The 16,497-nt window shown below is 62.1% G+C and carries 20 protein-coding genes and 1 pseudogene; 11 read left to right on the top strand and 10 right to left on the bottom strand.

Features of this window, described 5'->3' with window-relative positions:
* The 6 genes and pseudogenes from AC01FP_RS08675 to AC01FP_RS08650 all read right to left on the bottom strand — a co-directional run.
* A pseudogene (locus AC01FP_RS08675) lies at positions 1 to 304 on the bottom strand (hypothetical protein); the annotation flags it as partial.
* A 41-nt stretch (positions 305 to 345) separates the two neighbouring features.
* The gene (locus AC01FP_RS08670; protein ID WP_474479582.1) at positions 346 to 1,173 is read right to left on the bottom strand and encodes a PD-(D/E)XK nuclease-like domain-containing protein; all 828 of its coding nucleotides are present in this window, start codon (positions 1,171 to 1,173) and stop codon (positions 346 to 348) included.
* Positions 1,170 to 1,481 carry a hypothetical protein gene (locus tag AC01FP_RS08665; protein WP_273328298.1) on the bottom strand — a complete coding sequence of 104 codons (312 nt, stop codon included), beginning with the start codon at positions 1,479 to 1,481 and terminating at the stop codon, positions 1,170 to 1,172. Before AC01FP_RS08665 ends, AC01FP_RS08670 begins: the two co-directional genes overlap by 4 nt.
* 107 nt (positions 1,482 to 1,588) lie before the next feature.
* The gene (locus AC01FP_RS08660) at positions 1,589 to 2,269 is read right to left on the bottom strand and encodes a hypothetical protein (RefSeq protein ID WP_474479580.1); all 681 of its coding nucleotides are present in this window, start codon (positions 2,267 to 2,269) and stop codon (positions 1,589 to 1,591) included.
* 165 nt (positions 2,270 to 2,434) lie between these two features.
* On the bottom strand, positions 2,435 to 2,785 hold the full coding sequence (locus AC01FP_RS08655; RefSeq protein ID WP_474479578.1) for a VRR-NUC domain-containing protein: 351 nt from the start codon (positions 2,783 to 2,785) through the stop codon (positions 2,435 to 2,437).
* Positions 2,782 to 4,176 (bottom strand): DEAD/DEAH box helicase, encoded by a 1,395-nt coding sequence (locus AC01FP_RS08650; RefSeq protein ID WP_474479576.1) that lies wholly within the window; start codon positions 4,174 to 4,176, stop codon positions 2,782 to 2,784. Before AC01FP_RS08650 ends, AC01FP_RS08655 begins: the two co-directional genes overlap by 4 nt.
* A gap of 73 nt (positions 4,177 to 4,249) precedes the next feature.
* Here AC01FP_RS08650 and AC01FP_RS08645 point away from each other — a divergent pair, with 73 nt between their 5' ends.
* The 5 genes from AC01FP_RS08645 to AC01FP_RS08625 all read left to right on the top strand — a co-directional run bounded on the left by AC01FP_RS08645 (position 4,250) and on the right by AC01FP_RS08625 (position 10,440).
* Positions 4,250 to 4,465 (top strand): hypothetical protein, encoded by a 216-nt coding sequence (locus AC01FP_RS08645; protein WP_474479573.1) that lies wholly within the window; start codon positions 4,250 to 4,252, stop codon positions 4,463 to 4,465.
* A complete protein-coding gene (locus AC01FP_RS08640) occupies positions 4,465 to 7,212 on the top strand; it encodes a primase-helicase zinc-binding domain-containing protein (RefSeq protein ID WP_474479570.1) in 2,748 nt (915 codons plus the stop codon). The genes AC01FP_RS08645 and AC01FP_RS08640 overlap by 1 nt, the downstream gene beginning before the upstream one ends.
* Before the next feature lie 468 nt (positions 7,213 to 7,680).
* Positions 7,681 to 8,235 carry a hypothetical protein gene (locus AC01FP_RS08635; RefSeq protein ID WP_474479567.1) on the top strand — a complete coding sequence of 185 codons (555 nt, stop codon included), beginning with the start codon at positions 7,681 to 7,683 and terminating at the stop codon, positions 8,233 to 8,235.
* On the top strand, positions 8,235 to 9,887 hold the full coding sequence (gene terL, locus AC01FP_RS08630; RefSeq protein WP_474479565.1) for a phage terminase large subunit: 1,653 nt from the start codon (positions 8,235 to 8,237) through the stop codon (positions 9,885 to 9,887). Before AC01FP_RS08635 ends, terL begins: the two co-directional genes overlap by 1 nt.
* A 37-nt stretch (positions 9,888 to 9,924) precedes the next feature.
* Complete coding sequence (locus tag AC01FP_RS08625; RefSeq protein ID WP_474479562.1) at positions 9,925 to 10,440, top strand: sigma-70 family RNA polymerase sigma factor; 516 nt, start codon at positions 9,925 to 9,927, stop codon at positions 10,438 to 10,440.
* Here the strand turns inward: AC01FP_RS08625 and AC01FP_RS08620 are convergent.
* Positions 10,401 to 10,706 (bottom strand): hypothetical protein, encoded by a 306-nt coding sequence (locus AC01FP_RS08620; protein WP_474479559.1) that lies wholly within the window; start codon positions 10,704 to 10,706, stop codon positions 10,401 to 10,403. The genes AC01FP_RS08625 and AC01FP_RS08620 overlap by 40 nt on opposite strands.
* On the bottom strand, positions 10,703 to 10,984 hold the full coding sequence (locus AC01FP_RS08615) for a toxin (protein ID WP_474479557.1): 282 nt from the start codon (positions 10,982 to 10,984) through the stop codon (positions 10,703 to 10,705). The genes AC01FP_RS08620 and AC01FP_RS08615 overlap by 4 nt, the downstream gene beginning before the upstream one ends.
* A gap of 87 nt (positions 10,985 to 11,071) precedes the next feature.
* Between AC01FP_RS08615 and AC01FP_RS08610 the strand changes: the two genes are divergently transcribed.
* From AC01FP_RS08610 to AC01FP_RS08585, 6 genes are all read left to right on the top strand, one after another.
* Positions 11,072 to 12,481: a DUF4055 domain-containing protein gene (locus tag AC01FP_RS08610; RefSeq protein ID WP_474479554.1), complete on the top strand. Its 1,410-nt coding sequence runs from the start codon at positions 11,072 to 11,074 to the stop codon at positions 12,479 to 12,481.
* Positions 12,478 to 13,005 (top strand): hypothetical protein, encoded by a 528-nt coding sequence (locus AC01FP_RS08605; protein WP_254997488.1) that lies wholly within the window; start codon positions 12,478 to 12,480, stop codon positions 13,003 to 13,005. Before AC01FP_RS08610 ends, AC01FP_RS08605 begins: the two co-directional genes overlap by 4 nt.
* Positions 13,005 to 13,568, top strand: a complete 564-nt coding sequence (locus tag AC01FP_RS08600; protein WP_474479552.1) for a hypothetical protein — start codon at positions 13,005 to 13,007, stop codon at positions 13,566 to 13,568. The genes AC01FP_RS08605 and AC01FP_RS08600 overlap by 1 nt, the downstream gene beginning before the upstream one ends.
* 71 nt (positions 13,569 to 13,639) lie before the next feature.
* Entirely contained in the window at positions 13,640 to 14,509 is an 870-nt protein-coding gene (locus AC01FP_RS08595) for a hypothetical protein (protein WP_255024042.1), read from the top strand.
* Positions 14,506 to 14,787, top strand: coding sequence for a hypothetical protein (locus tag AC01FP_RS08590; protein ID WP_474479551.1), 282 nt, complete (start codon positions 14,506 to 14,508; stop codon positions 14,785 to 14,787). The genes AC01FP_RS08595 and AC01FP_RS08590 overlap by 4 nt, the downstream gene beginning before the upstream one ends.
* 52 nt (positions 14,788 to 14,839) lie before the next feature.
* The gene (locus AC01FP_RS08585; RefSeq protein ID WP_474479550.1) at positions 14,840 to 15,148 is read left to right on the top strand and encodes a hypothetical protein; all 309 of its coding nucleotides are present in this window, start codon (positions 14,840 to 14,842) and stop codon (positions 15,146 to 15,148) included.
* Between the two features lie 220 nt (positions 15,149 to 15,368).
* Here AC01FP_RS08585 and AC01FP_RS08580 read toward each other — a convergent pair whose 3' ends face one another.
* Together AC01FP_RS08580 and AC01FP_RS08575 are read right to left on the bottom strand one after the other, a co-directional pair.
* Positions 15,369 to 15,737, bottom strand: coding sequence for an AbrB family transcriptional regulator (locus AC01FP_RS08580; protein WP_474479548.1), 369 nt, complete (start codon positions 15,735 to 15,737; stop codon positions 15,369 to 15,371).
* Positions 15,738 to 15,829: 92 nt separating this feature from the next.
* Positions 15,830 to 16,471, bottom strand: coding sequence for a hypothetical protein (locus AC01FP_RS08575; protein WP_474479547.1), 642 nt, complete (start codon positions 16,469 to 16,471; stop codon positions 15,830 to 15,832).
* Positions 16,472 to 16,497: the final 26 nt, after the last annotated feature.

The following is a 16,497-nucleotide window of genomic DNA, read 5'->3' as shown; positions in this document are numbered from 1 at the left end:
AGCTCGACCAGCTCGGTTTGCCGTGGATTGGCGTCATGTTCTGCATGACCACGAGGGGCGATAGCCCCATGCGGGCAGCAATCTCAAGCGCGATTAGAGAATTGGAGAGCCCCTGCTGGCCCCTGTATTCGCTTGGCACCATGGTGCTGGTGCAGAGGGCCTGGGCCATGCGCTGGGCGGCTTCAAAAGCGGCGATGCCGGAGAAGACGCCACTGCTGATATCAGCTGGCGCAGCTTTTGGTGCTGTGATTTGCGCTGGCGAGGCCGTAGCCAGGGCGCTGGAGCTAGGGGCTGGTTCAGTCATGGACAACCGGTCTGGGGGTGCGGGAATTGGGAAAGCAGGGCTTAAAAGAGGGCGATCGATTCAGCATCAATCCTCTCGCTCTCGGGAGCGCGAGAGGATGTAGGTAAATGGCGGAACGGCTGGCGGCCATGGCTTGGCCAGTTGCCACTTGCCTGGCACGCCGCTATCCGCCGGAAGGCCTCCTCCCGCCGCTCCAGCCCACTGGCAAGGTCCTGCTCATCGAATACCAGCAGGGCGCAGTCATAGGGCTCCTCCCACTCAAAGGCCAAAAAGCCGATCTCACTGGGCAGCGAACCGGTGCGGTCGGCATGGCCCAAGGCCAAATGGGCCAGCTGCAGGTCGTAGGCCAGCTCCTTGGCCTGCCAATAAAAACGGCGTGGCACAGCTGAACGCGTCTTCTTGAGGTCATAAACACGCCCATCGGTTGTGACCACATCAGGCAGGCAGCGGCAGGGGCGCCCCGCCGCATCACTCCAGAAATGGGGTTGCTGGGAGTGCTGCTGCGCCATCGCGGCCAGTACCTCACCGATCACTGGATCACGGCGCAGCGCCGCCGCAATCCGCTGGGCCTGCTCCACCATCTCGGCACTTACAGGGGTGAGGCCAGCAGCTTTGGCTGCTGCGCAATTGGCGGCGCCAGCTTTGGTGTTGCGCGCGATCGTGCTGAACACCGCAAAGCGCTGCTCAAGCAAAAACGGTGGTGTCAGCAGCGCGTCCACCAGGTCGCCTTTGACCATGTCGCCGCTGGGTTCAAACGCCAACGCCTCCGGGCCAAAGCGGTGCCACCAGGCCTGCATCGTGCCGGTAACAGCCGCCTTGAGCGCCGTCGGCGACCAGGCCGGATGGGCGTGATATTCGCTGGGCTTCATTTGATCAACAGGCAGTTGGGACTAACCATCCCGAGCACCAGCAGGTAGGCCTCAAGCGCTGTGCTGCAGCACCCTGAATCCAAGCTGGCGCCTTGCTCATGCAGGAGCGTGGCGCTGTAAAGCCCTTCTCCAGAGCGGGAAAAGCTCACCGCCAGTCCCGCCTCCTGCAAGCTGATTGCCGGGCTGGGAGGTAGCTGGCTCCACTGGCCCTGCCAGCGGCTTAGCGCTTGGCTGAGGGCTGCCTGACACCGGAACAGATCAGTGAGTGCTGCGGTCGCTGCGGGGCCGCCAGCAGGGGAGGGAGACATGGATCGAGATGGGTGATCAGGCCCAGCATTTCTCTTCCGCTGGCCCGAGACCACCTAAAGGTAATCCTCTCGCGAGTCCATAAACAACTTCTGATGCCAGATCCGCATCAGCCCTTCCGCTTCTTGCTGCTCTTTGGGGCCGGCTCGCCCAGCTTCTCTTGCCAGCTAGCTAGCAACTCCTCCAGTGCCGGCAAGGTTTCTTGGCTGATTGCCTCGCCATGCAGCAAGGCACCCTCAATCTCCTGCTGCTGCTCTACGGCCAGCTCCTTGCCGCAACTGAGCAGTTGCACCAGCGCCGTGATCGGCCGGAGTTCATGGGCATCCGCCAGAGCCAAATAGCGCGCCTTTAGTGGCTCGATGGCAAGCGACTCTTGAGCGGCGCTGCTGCTTGGCCACAGCTCAGCTGGGCCCTGGAGGTTGCCGATGTAGCAGGCAAACCAGTCTTCTGGCCCCCAGGGGCTGCCGTCCGCTCGCAGTACGGGCTTGGCGCTATGGACCCGCTCTTTGAGCAGGGCATCGCTGATTCGACCCCGCTGCTTGCTGCCTAGAGCTTGATTAAGCGCCGCCAGTTGCAAAAAGGTGCTCGGCTGGGCCTGCTTGATTTGGGCGTTTTCAAGGTTGGCCCACTGGCCACTGGAAACCCGCAGCCCTGGCGCAATGATCTCGGGGCAGGCCTTGGCCCAGTCCTGGGGAGTGGTGATCACCCAGCCGTTGGCCTTGCGCCAGTTGCGTAAGAACTGGCCAAAGATCTCGCGCGCCTGGCCGAGCTGGCGATGCAGATCTGGCATGGGTGTTGCGAGAGGCATAGGCATCAGTATTGATTCGCGAGAGCAGCATTCTGCACCCTCTCGCCGTTGGGCGTTGTTGCAGAAGGTGCAAAGAAGCCATAAAAACGCAATCGATCTGCTGCAGTCCTGGCTCCAGTTAGGCGTCAGGGAGGCGTCTGGCTGCCGTCAGCCCTTACCTAGCTGCAGCAGCGCCCCTGCTTCTGGCAGCGAACGAGCTACGCCGGCCAGTCCGCCAAACTCCCGCACCACCTCAAGGAACTGCTGCTGCTCTGCTGTCAGCCGGCCGCGCTCGCTCTTGACCTCTATGGCGACAAACACCGCCAGGCTCTGGCCTAGGTGCTCTGGGCCAATAGTCAGCCGCCGCAGGCCGATCAGATCACTACTACCGCGGCACAACCCATAGCTGACCAGCTGGCCGCGTTGATCGCGCAGCGCACCGACGTTGTTGCGCCACAACCGCACCGGGCCTCTGCCGAGCTCAAGCCGTATGCGCTGCTGCAGCTCCTGCTCGCTCATCCCAGCCGCCCCCAGCGGCCCTTGCTCTGGCGGGCTGCCAGCACATGCCGCGCCCAGCCATTGGGATTCTTCATGCCGCGGCGCTGGCCAACAGCAAGCAGCTCCTCCAAATTTGTGGCCTGCTGCTGCTCGCGTTTGCGCCTCTGCTTGAGCTCGCTGGCACTTACCTCCTGTAACTGGCCTGGCTGCACGGCATAGGAGCGCTGCTCAGGCCGGAACTGGTGGCCGCATTCCGGGCAGCGCAGCGTGGTGGAGGCCATCGCGCAGAAGCACTGCGGGCAGGTCCTTACCGATAGGGACGGCTGGCGCTGCCTCTTGCTGGCTCCTTTCAGCGTCCAGTGCCGCTCCTCTAGGTGATGGCCCAGGCGGGAGATGTTGCCGACGTGATCAAGAATCACCGCCTGCTTGCCGGCTTGCGGCCTCAGGCAGCGGCCGATCATCTGCAAATGCAGGGCTTCGCTTTGGGTGGGACGCAGCAGCAGGCAGCCACCGACGGAGGGCACATCCACGCCTTCTCCGATCAAGGCGCAGGAGGTGAGCACCTTGATTTCGCTGCTGCCCAACTGCTCAAGCAGCTGCCGGCGGCGGCCTACATCAAGCGAGCCGTCGATGCAGGCTGCTGTAATTCCCTGCTCCATAAATGCTGCTGCAACCGCCTGGGCATGGGCAACTGAGCAGCAAAAGCAAATCGCCGTCTGATCGCCGAGATGCTGGCGGTAGTGGCTGACCGCATCACCAAGGATGCGCGCGCCGCCCAACTCACTTGCGGCCTGGCGCAGGTCGTAGTCGCCCAAGCGCTGCCGCAACCGCTGCGCTTCAAAGGAGGAAGGTGGTGCAAACACCCGAGCTGGTGCCAAAAAGCCATTGGCGCTCAGCCAGGCCGCTGATGGACCCAGCACCAGCTCGGAGTAATACTCACCCAGCCCGCGGCCATCGCTGCGCACTGGCGTGGCAGTTACCCCAAGCAAGTGGGCAGCGTTGAAATGCTGGATGATCCGGCTCCACTGGCCGGCATTGCTGTGGTGGGCCTCATCGATCACCAGCAGCGCAAACAGATCAGCTGGTAGTTGAGGCAAACGCCGCGCCAGAGTGCCAACTGAGGCCACCTGCACCGGTGCGGCCAGGTTCATCGCCCGCCCGGCAGCGATCAGTCCATGGCGCACCCCCAAAGCAGCAAGGGAGCGGGAGGCCTGCTCCAGCAGCTCGGCCCGGTGCACCAGCACGGCGATCCGCTTGCCCCGCTCTGCTGCCTGCTGGGCGATATGGCAAAAAACCACTGTCTTGCCGCCGCCTGTAGGCAGCACAAACAGCACGGCCCGGTGGCCCGCCAAGAAGGCAGCGCGTAGTCGTTCGACCGCTTCTTGCTGATAAGGGCGCAGTAACTGAGCCACGGCCGCAGACGTTCACAGCAGACTAGCTCTCGCGAACCCGAGAGCTACAGTCCCGCGGCTCCGCCCCGCACCCATGAAGCGTGTTCAGCTCCAGCTACCTGATGCCGTTGTCGCCTGGATTGATGACCAGGCCGATGGCATCGAAAGCCGTGCCTCCTTCATCCGCCGCGCCATTGCCTCGCTAATGAAGGCAGACATCAAACAGCAGCAACAACAGCAGCTCACTCGACCAACGCCTAGCAGCAATCCCAACCACCTCCTCTCGAGTAGCGCAACGGGAGAGCGCTGATGGATACCGCTGCTGTGGCCGCTGCTGCTGGCCAGTGGCCCCGGCTCTTGATTGAGCTTGCGGGCCTCAAAACTGAGCAGCTACAAAACCGCCATCAACCCTGCCCCGCCTGCGGCGGCAGCGATCGCTACCGCTGGGATAACGACAGCGGCGCCGGTGGCTGGTTCTGCAACCAGTGCGGCGGCAAGGAGCGCCGCGGTGGCGGCGGCAACGGCATGGACCTACTGCTGCGCCTAACGGGCTGGGACTACGCGACCGCCGTGCGCCGCATTGAGGCCCACCTAGCTCTGCCACCGGCAGCCATGCAACCTGCAGCACGGAGAACTGCTGGCCGGCCGCTGCGCAAGCCTGCTCAGCCCCCAGTCGCTGCGCCGCCGCCACCGCTGGGTCGTGCCACCGCCCAGTGGTGTTACCGCAATGCCAAAGGTGAGCAGCTGTTTTGGCTGCAGCGTTTTGATCTTTTACAAGGCGGCAAGGCCCGCAAGGCCTACGTGCAGCGCACCTGGCTTGATGGCGGCTGGCACCACCCCTCACGCCGCGATCTTTTTCGCTCCGACTGGCCGGCACCACGACCGCTATATCGCTTGCCGCAGCTGGAGCAGCGCGTTTGGTCTGAGGTGTTGATCACCGAGGGCGAAAAAGCAGCTGATGCAGCTGCCCTGCTTTTTCCTGATCTGGTGGTGCTGAGCTGGTGCGGCGGTAGCAGCGCGCTGAAAACCGTGGACTGGCAGCCCCTCGCCCAGCGGGCCGTCACCCTCTGGCCTGATGCCGATGCCCCTGGCCGGGAAGCGATGGCAAGCCTTTGCGCGGTGCTGCTGGAACTCGAGTGCGCGGTTGCGGTTGTGATCCCTCCTGGCTGCAGCGAAAGCGACTGGGATCTCGCCGATGCACCAGGAGCGGCTGGCTGGGATCTAGCCGATGCGAACTGGACACCAGCGCAGGCAGCGGTCTACTTCCAGCGTCACCGACGCTCCGTCAAACGCGCTGAACCACCTCTTGTGCCCCCTGCTGGTGCCCTCCCTACCGCTGACCCTGCTGCAGCTCCTAGGGCCCCAAAGCAAGCCAGTGCACAGAACCAGCTAGCCAGCGCAGCTTCTGAAAACCGCAGCCCCCAGGCGCCAGCTAGCCAGCCGTTTATTTGCCTTGGCTACGACAGCGACGGCTACCACTACCAACCCAGCTCCACCGGCCAGGTAATGCGGCTGGCTTCCTCTGCCCATGGCGGCGTCAATCTCTGCCGACTAGCGCCTCTTGCCTACTGGGAAACCCTCTACCCCTCAAAGCGCGGGGTGAACTGGACCGCAGCGGCATCAGATCTGTTCTGCCGGCAGGCTGAGGTGGGGATGTTTGACCCCGATCAGCTACGCGGCCGGGGCGCCTGGTGGGATCAGGGCCGCTGCGTTCTGCACCTCGGTGATCGCTTGCTGGTCGACGATCAGCAGCAACCAATCAATGCTGCTTTTGCCAGCAAGTTTCACTACCAGCGAGCCACTGCCCTGGAGGGGCCCCGGGGCCTGCCGCCCCTCTCTGATGAAGAAGCGCTGGCTGTACTAACGATCGCCGATCGTTTCCGCTGGGATGTGCCGGCCTCTGCTTTCTTGCTGGCTGGCTGGGTAACACTCGCGCCGATCTGTGGTGCGCTGCGCTGGCGGCCCCATGTCTGGCTGACGGCGGCAGCGGGCTCTGGCAAGTCGGCGATCCTTGATCGCTACGTGAACGTACTGCTGGGCGACATGCGCCTGGTGGTGGTTGGAAACAGCACCGAGGCAGGCATTCGCCAATTCCTGCGTTGTGATGCCCTGCCAGTTGTATTTGACGAGGCTGAGAGCAACGAAAGGAGCGACCAGCAGAGAATCCAGTCGATTCTTTCGCTGGCACGGGTAGCAAGCTCCGAATCGCAGGCCACCACTGTTAAAGGCACACCGGCCGGTGAGGTATCTCGCTTCCAGGTGCGCTCGATGTTTCTGCTCTCCTCCATCTCAACGGGCCTCAAGCAAGGGGCGGACCGCCGCCGCTTTGCCCAGCTCACCCTGCGCAACCCAGCCGAGATCTCGCTCGCAGATCGCCAGGACCACTGGCAAGCGCTGGATCACGATCTCGATCATCTGATCACACCTGAATTTGGCTCGCGCCTCCTGGCTCGAACTATCTCCCTGCTGCCGGTGATTCTTGGCGCAGTTCAGGTGAGCACCCGAGTCGCAGCAAAGTATTTCGATTCCCAGGCCCTCGGAGATCAATACGGCACCTTGCTGGCTGGTGCCTGGGCGCTCCAGTCTTCTGAAATTCCAACAGATGCCGAGATTCAGTCCCTTATTGAGGGAACTGACTGGAGCAGTTATCGCCAGAGCAATGGACTACCCGATGAGCAGCGCTGCTTGAACCGGATCTTGCAGCACCAGCTGCGGGTTGAAACCAGTGAGCGCGGCACCGTTACGCGCACAGTGCTCGAGCTAGTCGAATTGGTTACAGCTGCTGCGCCATCGCCGATGGAGCCCGTGCGGCGTGGAGAAGCGGCCGATCTGCTGGGCCGCCATGGACTGCGGGTGCGGGAGGGTGAGCTGCTGATTAGCAATAGCGCCGAGGCCATTGGCCGCATCCTTGCCGACACTGCTTGGGCGACGAACTGGAGCACAATCCTCGGCCGCCTTCCCGGGGTGAACCGCTCGGTATCGATGCACTTTCGGGGCCTGGGCACCTCACGCTCGGTTGCGCTTCCCTTGGCTGCTCTGGCGGCGGCGGACCCGTAAGACAAGCGACCTGAAATTGGGACCGTAAGACTCAGAACGCTTGCGGGGCAATGGATCTGACGTTCTTACGCCCTGGCGGGGGTGCAGGCACACCCTTCTAATGAAATCCCTAGGGGAACAGGGGTATAGGGAGAGGCCCTGCTCAATAGCTTGACCCCTCTATATATAAATATCTTTATTTTTTAAAAAGGTAAGAAAGAGAAGAGAGGGCCTCCAGAGAGCCTGCGGGGCAACGGCTTCGGGGTCTAACAGTCACTGTCAGATCGCCGTTAGATGGTTTGCCCCAGGTGCTCATTTGAACAGGCCTCAACTGCACACCTGGCGACGCTGCAGTGACATGCGGCCCAGCCCAGCTGCGGATAACGGAGGGGACAAGCAGCGCCTAAGCAGTTATGCTCTCGGGAGCCCGAGAGGTTGATCGCGAATCTGTGCCCCTCCTGCTCTTGTCTTCGCCGATGTTCTTGCCGTGTGACCGCTGGACAAGTCGCTACCGCCAAAACACCCGCTGCCGCAGTGCTGCCGGAGCTCCAGTGCGATCCCATCGAGGTGCTCCGCAATGCCGCAGCAACTGAGAACGCCGATGGCCATCCCCTTGGTGAGCGTCCGGGCGTTGATCCCAGTCGCCCGGTTGGTCGAGGCAACCCACCGCGGCAGCGACGCAAGCCCAACCCCGTGCCACGGCCCAGCCATTTTGAAATTGAGCGCCGGGTGGCTGAGGCCCAGTTGTGGGTTGCTCAGCGGCTGCCGATGGTGCTGATCCTGGAAAAAGCTGGTCAGAGCTGGGGGGTGAGCAATGTCAAGACCGTCAATCGCTACCTCGACCTGGCGCGAATGCGCATGGTGGAAGAACTCATCTCCGACCGCTGCCGTCATCAGGCCGAGCAGATCTTTGCCCTCAATGAATGTGCCCGCCGCGCCATAGAGGCTGAGCAGTTTTCAGCTGCTGTAGGCGCCTTTCGCGTCATTGCTGAGATCGGTGGCCTGCTGCGCGCACCGCTCAAGCCTCCGGAGGCAAGGAGCTAATGGCAGGCCTGCTCCAAGACCCGGCCACTGACCGTTGGGCTGACTGGGGCCTGCTGGATTTTCCAGATCCCAACCGCAGCCAAACCCAGCAGCAGGGCCAGCAGAGCTTTCGTGACTTCATCGTGGCCGCCTATCCCGGCTACGCCTTCCACACCTGGGCTGAGCGATTGATCTCCCTGCTGCAGCGCGTTGCTGATGGCCAGCTCAATCGCCTGATCGTCTGCTGTCCGCCAAGGCTGGGGAAATCGCTCTTGGTTTCCAAGCTATTTCCGGCCTACTGGGTAAGCCGCTACCCAACACGCTTCTGCGCCATTGCTTCCTACTCAGCCGAGCTTGCCTATGCCCATAGCCGAGAAGCGAGGCATTACTACCGCGCGGTTGGTCATCCCCTCTCCAAGGACTCCACCGCCGTTGGTAATTGGCTCACCCCTGATCGCGGTGGCTGCATTGCTGCTGGTGTGCGGGGACCATTTACGGGCAAGGGCTATGCCCTTGGAATCATTGATGACCCCTACAAGGGCCCAGAAGATGCCAACTCCGCAGCTCAACGCCAGAAGCTGATCGAGTGGTTCCAGTCCGTCTGGCTGACTAGATCGGAACCAGGCGTAAATGGCGCCGCTGGCGCCGCCCAGGTGGTGGTGCTCACCCGCTGGCATCAGGACGATCTGATCGGCTGGCTACTTAGCCAAGAAAGTGGCGCCGCACCGCAGCACTGGCAGGTGCTCAACCTGCCCGCCCTTGCTGAACATCCAGCCCAGCAACTGCGCTTTCCAGATACCTGCGGCCTCGAGCCTGATTGGCGCCAGCCAGGTCAGCCGCTATGTCCAGAGCGGTTTCCTGCTGCGGAGCTTGAGCAGATCCGCATCCGTGCGGGCAGCTACTGGTGGAATGCCCTCTACCAGCAGCGGCCATCACCAGCTGAGGGTCTGCTGTTCCAGCGGCACTGGCTGCTGCAGACACCGCAAAGGAGCCAGACCCATAGGGGCCAGCAGAAGCCCTTCTCCCCCTTGGTGCTCAGCTGTGATCTGAGCTTTAAGGGGGGCGAGGGCAACGACTACTGCTCTTTTGTGCTGTTGGGTCTGCTTGCAGAACAGCGAGCGATTCACCCTGCAGATGAGGCCCATGGCCAAGGCCTGCAGCTACATCGCACCGCTGCTTCTACGCGCAGTAGAGAAGTCACACCGGCAGGTGCGCTCGGCAGACAGGAAGGATCAGCAGCACCGAGCCACCGCATTGAGGTGCTCTGGAGTCAGCACCACCACCTGGACTTGCCAGGTGTTGTCAAATTCCTTGGCCAGTGCCTGGCCACGCTCAAAGCGCAGGGGCTATGCCCCGATGCGGTGCTGATAGAAGACGCCGCCAATGGCCCGGCGGTCTGTCAGCTGCTCCAGCGCCAGATACCTGGGCTGATCGCAGTGCGGCCAGTAGGCAGCAAGGTCAGCCGCGCCCATGCCGTCGCCCCGCTGCTGGAGGCCGGCCAACTGGGCTTCTGCCCTGGTAACGACGACCTGATCACTGAGCTGCTGGGTTTTCCCAATGCCGCCCATGACGACCTGGTCGATGCCTTCTGCCAGGGCGTGATCTGGCTGCAAAACCAGCACTGGCGAGGCAACGGCAGCACTGCCACAAGACCCCTGCTCTTCTCCCGCTGATGGGGCATAGCCCCCTACCCCTCACTGCCGCCCTGCCATGAGCCCTACCTCCCAAAACCACTGCCGGCAGCGACCCTGCCGTTCGCCCCACGGCGCTGCTGATGCTCTGGTGGTGGAGCACCTGCACTTTGCCGCCAAGGTGGCTGCCAACTACGCCCGCCGCACTGGCCATCCCAAAGAAGACCTTGAGCAGCTGGCTGCAATTGGGTTAATCAAGGCCTCACGCCGCTACGACTGCAAGCGGGTGAACCGCAGTAGCTCCAACTTCATCGCTTACGCCAGGCCGTTTGTGAACGGCGAGATCACCCACTACCTGCGCGATAAGGGTTTTCTGATTTCAGTGCCAGGCCGCTGGCGGGAGCTACATGCCAGGGGGCAGAAGCTGCTGCGCCAGGGCATAGATGCAGATCAGATCCCCGAGCAGTTGGGGCTCACACCGGAGCGTTGGGCTGAGATTGCAGCCGCTTGCTCAGTGCGGGTGGTGGCGATGGCGATGGAAACCCAAGAGGTGGATCAGACCAGCTGCTCATCGCTGAGCTCGCCGCTGATGTAGCGATGTAAGACGCTGCTAATCAGAGTCTGATAAGGCATACCCAGCCGCAGCGCCCTGACGCGCAAGGCCTCTAGGTCAGTACCGGAAAGCCGGATGTTGATTCGTTGGTCCTTCTGGCCGGTTACCTGGGCTGACTCTCTGAGCTGATTGAGCAGATCAGGAGTGGCAATTGAACGCAGCGCGCCCGACTCCACAGCTTCTAGGAGCTCACGCTCGTCTTGATCGAGTAAGTCGTTGTTTGCGGGAAGGTGGCTTTGCATCGTCATGGCGTGTCTTGACGGAGGTAGTCGCGTGTGGCTTTGCGGCTGGGAATAATCGTTTTGAGAAAGAGGTATTCGTCGTCTTCCACGTAGGGGACGAGGTAGACGTATTGATTCACCTCAACAACAAGGATGCGCTGGCCGGGATATTGCTCTGGATTGGGGTGGGCCAACACATCGAGCAAGCCTCCAGTTTCGATGGCCACCACAACAGCCTCGAAATGGATGGACCGCTGGGCACCGAGCTGCTGGTTTTTATCACTGCTCCAGCGAAAGGGATTCATGGGCGCAGCTTAGGTTCTCTGTCTGCCGTTTGTCATCAAGCAGCACTGAGCTGCTGCGGCAAGAGCTAGCAGCCGAGTGCCCTGGGAATGGAGCCTGAATTGCCGATCTCCCTCCACCCGACCTTGGCGGCACTGCTGCCGCGCCTGCAGCTGGTGCAGGACTGCTGGCACCTGCTTTCGGGCCGCCGCGAGCACTACCTGCCCCGTGGGGAGCGCGAACCTGAATCCGCCTACCGCCGCCGCCTGGAGGCAGCCCTGCCATCGGGCTTCTTCCGCGATGCCCTGCGCACCTTTGCCGGCATGCTGGCCTCCAGTCATTGGCGGGAGCTGCCGGCCTCGCTGCAGGCGGTGATCAGCGATGTGGATGGCTGCGGCACTGACCTGGGGGTGTTCCTAGAAGCCGCTGATCTGCTGGTGCTCAGAGATGGTGCTGCCCTTGTAGGTGTGATCCCGCCGGTCCACCTCTGGCCTAGTGAGGGTGATCGCCAGCAGGCCTTGCGCGATGGCGATCGGCTCTCCTTGCCGCGGCTGCTGCTTATCAAGCGGGGAGATGTTCTGCACTGGCACCTGCCCGGCAACCATGCACTGCCAGATGCGATCACCTGGCGGGAGCGGCGTCCCAATGCGCTCTCGCCCTCCAATCAGACAGCGCCACCGCAGGATCACCCGCCCCACCCCTGGCAGTACCTGACGGCTTCTCTTGTTGCCGATGATCCAGGTGGGCCTGGCATGGACCTGAGCACCGAGACCCTGGTGGCCGATCCCCAGGCTCCCAGCGGCTGGCGCAAGCAACGCCTTGACCAGCGCCACTACCGCGGCATCAACCAACTACCTGCCATTTGGTATGCCAGCCATGGCGCTGCTTTTGGCGAGGGGGAGTTGCCCCATCTGGGCCTGGCGCACCAGTACCTCAACCACTTCCGCTGCCAAAGCGACTACCAGGAGCTGCTGTACCGAACGGCACTTCCCGTTGGGGTGCGCACCGGAGTGCAGGGTCCCATGGGTGGGGCCGGCTCTGCCGGCGAGCCGGTGGTGCTGGGACCAAACAGCGTCATCGACCTGCCAGAAGGTGCCAGCTTCCAGTTCGTCGAGATCCAGGCCCGTTCTTTGGCGGAACATCGCGCCTGGCTCGAATCGCTAGATCAAGGCATGCGCCGTGATGCCCTGATCCCCGCTGCTGCCCAAGGGGCACCTCGCACGGCGATGGAGATCTCAATGGCCGCTTCCCAGGCCTATGCCCTGCTGCAGAGCCAGGCGATACAAAAGGCCTCGATGTTTTCTTCCCTGCTGCAGCACTGGTGCGCCATCACCGGTGAACAGCTGCCAGTGCAGGAAGGCCCTGCCCTGACGGTTGAGATCAGCCCGCTGGCACCAGCACCTAAGCCCCAACCAACCGTGGTCGAAATGCTGCAGCTGCAGGAGCGGGGAATCATCAGCGAGCAGGCCCTGCGGCAATGGCTGGGGGATCTGGCCGGTATCGCCCCGGCATCTACATGACCACCAGCAGCCATCTGCCCAGCGCACCTATCGGTGCGACCTGGCAACCGAGCGACCAGGAAGCCATCCGGCAGGCCCTGGCCCTATCGGCGACGGTTCCTTGCCTCGATGCCATCGGCCGTGCCATGGCCGATCTAGAGCGTCAGCACCCGGCGGGGGTGCTCAGCGCCCGGGCCCTACTGGATGCGGTGGCGTTAATTGACAAGCACCTGCTGGCCGGAGGTATTGAGCAGGAGCAGGCGATCGAGAGGACCAGCCGTTCCGGTCCAATCGCTGGTTCAGTGGCAGCAGCCGGTGACGCACCACTGCAAAAGGCGGATGTGATCGCCTACGACACGGCGTTGCTGCGGGAGGAGCGGGAGACCGTTTATGCCAACTCTGCTTCTCCAGCAGCAGCGCTGCTAAATCAACGCCGCCGCTACAGCGAGCAGCTGTTGTTGCTCCTGCCGGGCTTGAGCAGCTGGATGAAATTCAACGTCGCTGCCCCAGGGATGGCTGGAGGCACGGCCTTGCTCCGGGGTTGATGATCTCCCCCCGCCAGTTCACCAGTGGTAAGCACCAGCGCAACTCAGTGCTTTGGGGCCCCACCCCCTTGCAGCCTTTTGCCAATGCCCGGCTACTGCTTGGCGAAAACGCCATACCTGGTGACACCACCTCTGCTGTGGTGGCCAGCCACGTGCTCGAGTGTTTTCTTGAGCGCTCTCGATACATCACCGCCAGAGATAACGGCCCTGGTGTTGATACCGGTGACTTCACCTTTCAAGGAATGATCTGCCGTGCCACCCGGCTGCCGCCTAGCCCTGGTGCGATCTGGCTGAGTAGGGAGCTGCAGTGGAGTCAGAACGGCCGGCGTGTCTCCGCTGCCGGCAGAACCGTTGTGGCCCCCTGCGAAGGTTTGATCTGGCTTGGTGATCTAACCCTGCTCAATGCAGCAGGTGATGCAGGTGTCGATCCCTATGCCCAGTACACCTTGTTCACCGTGCTGGAGTTTGGTGCCAGCTATGGCTCAGGCGGCATTGGCGCTCTGGTGCAGCCGCTGATTGGTGAGCGGGTATTTGGCACGCTCAAGCCGAACCGAGTCGTATGACCCATGCCTCGGCAACAGGTAGTGACAGCACCGCGATGGGCTGCCGATTTCACTGACAGCCGAGACGGGTCATGGCCACAACCGCAACGCACAACAGCTCTAGGGCCAGCGACGAGAGCAGCGAGATGCTCGAGCAGCACCTTCATGACGCTGCTGAACTAGAGAGCAACACAACTGGCGACTATCCGCCCGATGAACGCCAGGGCGGAATTGCTTTGGCTGATTCAGGCGAGACCAGCACCACCGAGAGCAAGGCGGGCAGCGGCCTGGGAGAAGCCCTCAAGGCTGAACGGCGCCGCAGCAACAACCTGGAAAAAGAACTGCGGGGTGTGCGGCAGCAGCTGACCCGCTTCTCTGAGATCAACCCGGAGGAATACTCCCGCCTGCAGGAGGCAGAACGGCAGAAGCAACTGCTGGAGCAGCAGGTAGAGCTGCGCGAACGGCAGATGGAAGAAGCCTCCGCCATGAAGGTGGCAACCGTGGCTGCCGAACGCGATGGCGCCCAGGCCCTTGTGCTGGCCTTGCGCAAGGAACGGCTGCTGGAGCGGGCTTTTTCAGAAGCTGAGGGCCGCACCGGCGGCGACGGGCGCGGCACCTTCTTTGATGTCTTTAAGGGGCAGCTAGGGGAGAGCTTTCGCCTCAGCGCCGGCAAGGACGGAAGTGATGTGCTCGAACCACTCGACAGCCAGGGCCAGCCCCTGCTGGGCGATGACGGCCGGCCGCTGAGCACCGCTGACTTCCTCGATCAGCTGCGCATCCACCCCGTCTATGGCTTCCTGTTTCAGCAGCGCGGTGCCATGGGTACGGGGACACCTGGACTGGCAATAACGCCAGCAGCTAGCGGTGGCTTTGGCGAGGTGCTCAACCCCCAAGCAATGAGTGCCAGTGAGCTTTACCGGGCTGGCTTTACGACCAGTGGCGGCCGCAACAGCCGCCGGTGACCTGGCGTTACTACCTGGCCTTCTGGAGCCGCAGGAGCACCGCCACGGTGGTGCCAGCCAGCAGCGCAAGCCAGGCCCGCAGCCGCGCTAGTGCTCGCCATAAGGCGGGCTATGGAACCTTGGTCTCTGTGCAGCTGGCAAATGCTGCTGATAGCCGCCTAATCCGCCAGGGCAGCTGGGTAAGACGCCGCCGCAATGGAGCTAGCCCCCAGTTCGGCTCTGCTCGCTCTAAGGCCAGTGCCCGCAAGCAGCGCAGCGCTTATCGGGGCTGGCTGTAACGACTGATCAAAGTGTTCCCCTCGATACAGCCAAGTGGTTTGCTGGCTGGCCATGGTGATGAGCTGGGTCGCACCCCTAGGTGCAGCCGGCAGAACTGAAAGAGAACGGATGCAGATTTCAACTAGCCAAGGGGCAGAGCGTTGCTACCGCCTGATTGATGGTGGCTGCGAGCCGCACCGTGAGCTCGACGCGCAATACAGCAGCCTTGATGACGCGCTCGCTGATGCCATTGCCTGGGTAGAAGCGATCACTGAAAGCAACCACCCCGCTGCACTGATCGGCGTGGAGGTGTCCACCACCAAAGGGGGCTGGCGCACCTGCCGTATGCCCGGTCCTTTGCTTTGCCCGTTGCCGCGCTGACGGAACTGGCAGACCAAGAGGTTGCGCAGACTTGCTCAAAAATCCAGCAACAGAAAACCCCCCGGAGTGAGCGGGGGATTCTCTGGAGCGGCCGGGCAAGGGAGTGCAGGCGCTCATGCCGGCACCTAACTCACTGGCGCCTGCTTTCACTGTGCAAGAGATCACAGCTGGCGGCTGCATGCGCGCAACAAATGCTCACTAGCCGCCGCTTAGCCGCTGCTCACTCCTCTTCTGTGCTGCCCAAAGGAATCAGCTTGATCTGCGTGCGTCCGAGCTTGATCTCAAACTCATCGCCTGGCTTGAGGTCGAGCATGGCCGTGTAGGCCTTGCCGATCATGAGGTTGCCGTTGAACTGGATCTTGGTGGTGTAGCTCAGCTTGCGGCCGCCCTTGCCAGTGCTCCGGCCGGCGCTATCGGTGCCAAGGTTCACACCCTTGGCATTTAGCAGGGCCTCGTAGAACGCAGTGAAGTTGAGGCGCTCGCTGCCATCTTTTTTGGTGCTCACATAACCGCACTCACGCACGAGCTCAGATTTGGAGACATCGCCTAGCTCCTTGACTTTGGAGAGCAGTTCAGGACCGGTAAACATAAGTAAAAGCAATATCCTCTCCAGGAAGATACCAGCTAGATCACCACTGTCCAGTCCTGATGTATTTGAGGTGTACTGGCCGCTCCAAGGGATCAATCAATTGCTCTTAGCCGCGCCTTCTCTGCTGGAACCATTGCGGGGTATTTATTGGCCCAGATCTGGACAGCTGGGTTGGCTGCTACATACGCATTCCAGCTGCAGCTATAGCTTTTGAGCGCGCGGGCGCAGTCCAGAGACGCAATACGTGCCTTCTCGGCCGACTCTGCCTTGATCTGATCAATACGCCCCTGGAGATCCTTGTTGACCTCCCCGACACTCAATCCCGTCATACCCATCATTTCCATCATGAACTGATTGGCTGGGACATTGTTCTTGAAGCCAACTGCCGTTGCCTGAATATTGCCGGCTTCATCGACGTAGTTGATCGAGAAGGTGTAGTCGTGTTTTTTGGCAGCAAAGCCAATCAGGCCTGGCAGGCCAAAGAGCACAACACCAGCAACGCCCATGCCGACATCAGTCTTGCTTCCTGAGCCACCTTGGGACCAAGAGAGCACCTGCTCTTTCTTGATGACTAGTCCAGGGGTACCGATTTGCCCATTAGCCAGGGTGACGGTGCATTCCGAACCACCGGTGCAGAGGGCTTGATATACCGCGGCCACACCAGGCGTAGCCGAGAGTCCGATTGCTGCTGCTGCAGCAGTGCCGGCCGCAAGTCGATAGATGGAGGAGTGCATGGTCAGCAGCTGAATGGCTCCGATCT

Source organism: Cyanobium sp. NIVA-CYA 375 (assembly GCF_056108345.1).
The sequence above is the reverse complement of the archived record's forward strand: the minus strand, read 5'-3'. Positions and strand labels throughout refer to the sequence as shown.

Excerpts from the sequence above, each read along its gene's own strand:
- AC01FP_RS08670 (WP_474479582.1), bottom strand. The coding sequence starts at position 1,173 with ATGAAGCCCAGCGAATATCACGCCCATCCGGCCTGGTCGCCGACGGCG.
- AC01FP_RS08665 (WP_273328298.1), bottom strand. The coding sequence starts at position 1,481 with ATGTCTCCCTCCCCTGCTGGCGGCCCCGCAGCGACCGCAGCACTCACT.
- AC01FP_RS08660 (WP_474479580.1), bottom strand. The coding sequence starts at position 2,269 with ATGCCAGATCTGCATCGCCAGCTCGGCCAGGCGCGCGAGATCTTTGGC.
- AC01FP_RS08655 (WP_474479578.1), bottom strand. The coding sequence starts at position 2,785 with ATGAGCGAGCAGGAGCTGCAGCAGCGCATACGGCTTGAGCTCGGCAGA.
- AC01FP_RS08645 (WP_474479573.1), top strand. The coding sequence starts at position 4,250 with ATGAAGCGTGTTCAGCTCCAGCTACCTGATGCCGTTGTCGCCTGGATT.
- AC01FP_RS08640 (WP_474479570.1), top strand. The coding sequence starts at position 4,465 with ATGGATACCGCTGCTGTGGCCGCTGCTGCTGGCCAGTGGCCCCGGCTC.
- terL (WP_474479565.1), top strand. The coding sequence starts at position 8,235 with ATGGCAGGCCTGCTCCAAGACCCGGCCACTGACCGTTGGGCTGACTGG.
- AC01FP_RS08625 (WP_474479562.1), top strand. The coding sequence starts at position 9,925 with ATGAGCCCTACCTCCCAAAACCACTGCCGGCAGCGACCCTGCCGTTCG.
- AC01FP_RS08620 (WP_474479559.1), bottom strand. The coding sequence starts at position 10,706 with ATGACGATGCAAAGCCACCTTCCCGCAAACAACGACTTACTCGATCAA.
- AC01FP_RS08615 (WP_474479557.1), bottom strand. The coding sequence starts at position 10,984 with ATGAATCCCTTTCGCTGGAGCAGTGATAAAAACCAGCAGCTCGGTGCC.
- AC01FP_RS08610 (WP_474479554.1), top strand. The coding sequence starts at position 11,072 with ATGGAGCCTGAATTGCCGATCTCCCTCCACCCGACCTTGGCGGCACTG.
- AC01FP_RS08605 (WP_254997488.1), top strand. The coding sequence starts at position 12,478 with ATGACCACCAGCAGCCATCTGCCCAGCGCACCTATCGGTGCGACCTGG.
- AC01FP_RS08600 (WP_474479552.1), top strand. The coding sequence starts at position 13,005 with ATGATCTCCCCCCGCCAGTTCACCAGTGGTAAGCACCAGCGCAACTCA.
- AC01FP_RS08595 (WP_255024042.1), top strand. The coding sequence starts at position 13,640 with ATGGCCACAACCGCAACGCACAACAGCTCTAGGGCCAGCGACGAGAGC.
- AC01FP_RS08585 (WP_474479550.1), top strand. The coding sequence starts at position 14,840 with ATGGTGATGAGCTGGGTCGCACCCCTAGGTGCAGCCGGCAGAACTGAA.
- AC01FP_RS08580 (WP_474479548.1), bottom strand. The coding sequence starts at position 15,737 with ATGTTTACCGGTCCTGAACTGCTCTCCAAAGTCAAGGAGCTAGGCGAT.
- AC01FP_RS08575 (WP_474479547.1), bottom strand. The coding sequence starts at position 16,471 with ATGCACTCCTCCATCTATCGACTTGCGGCCGGCACTGCTGCAGCAGCA.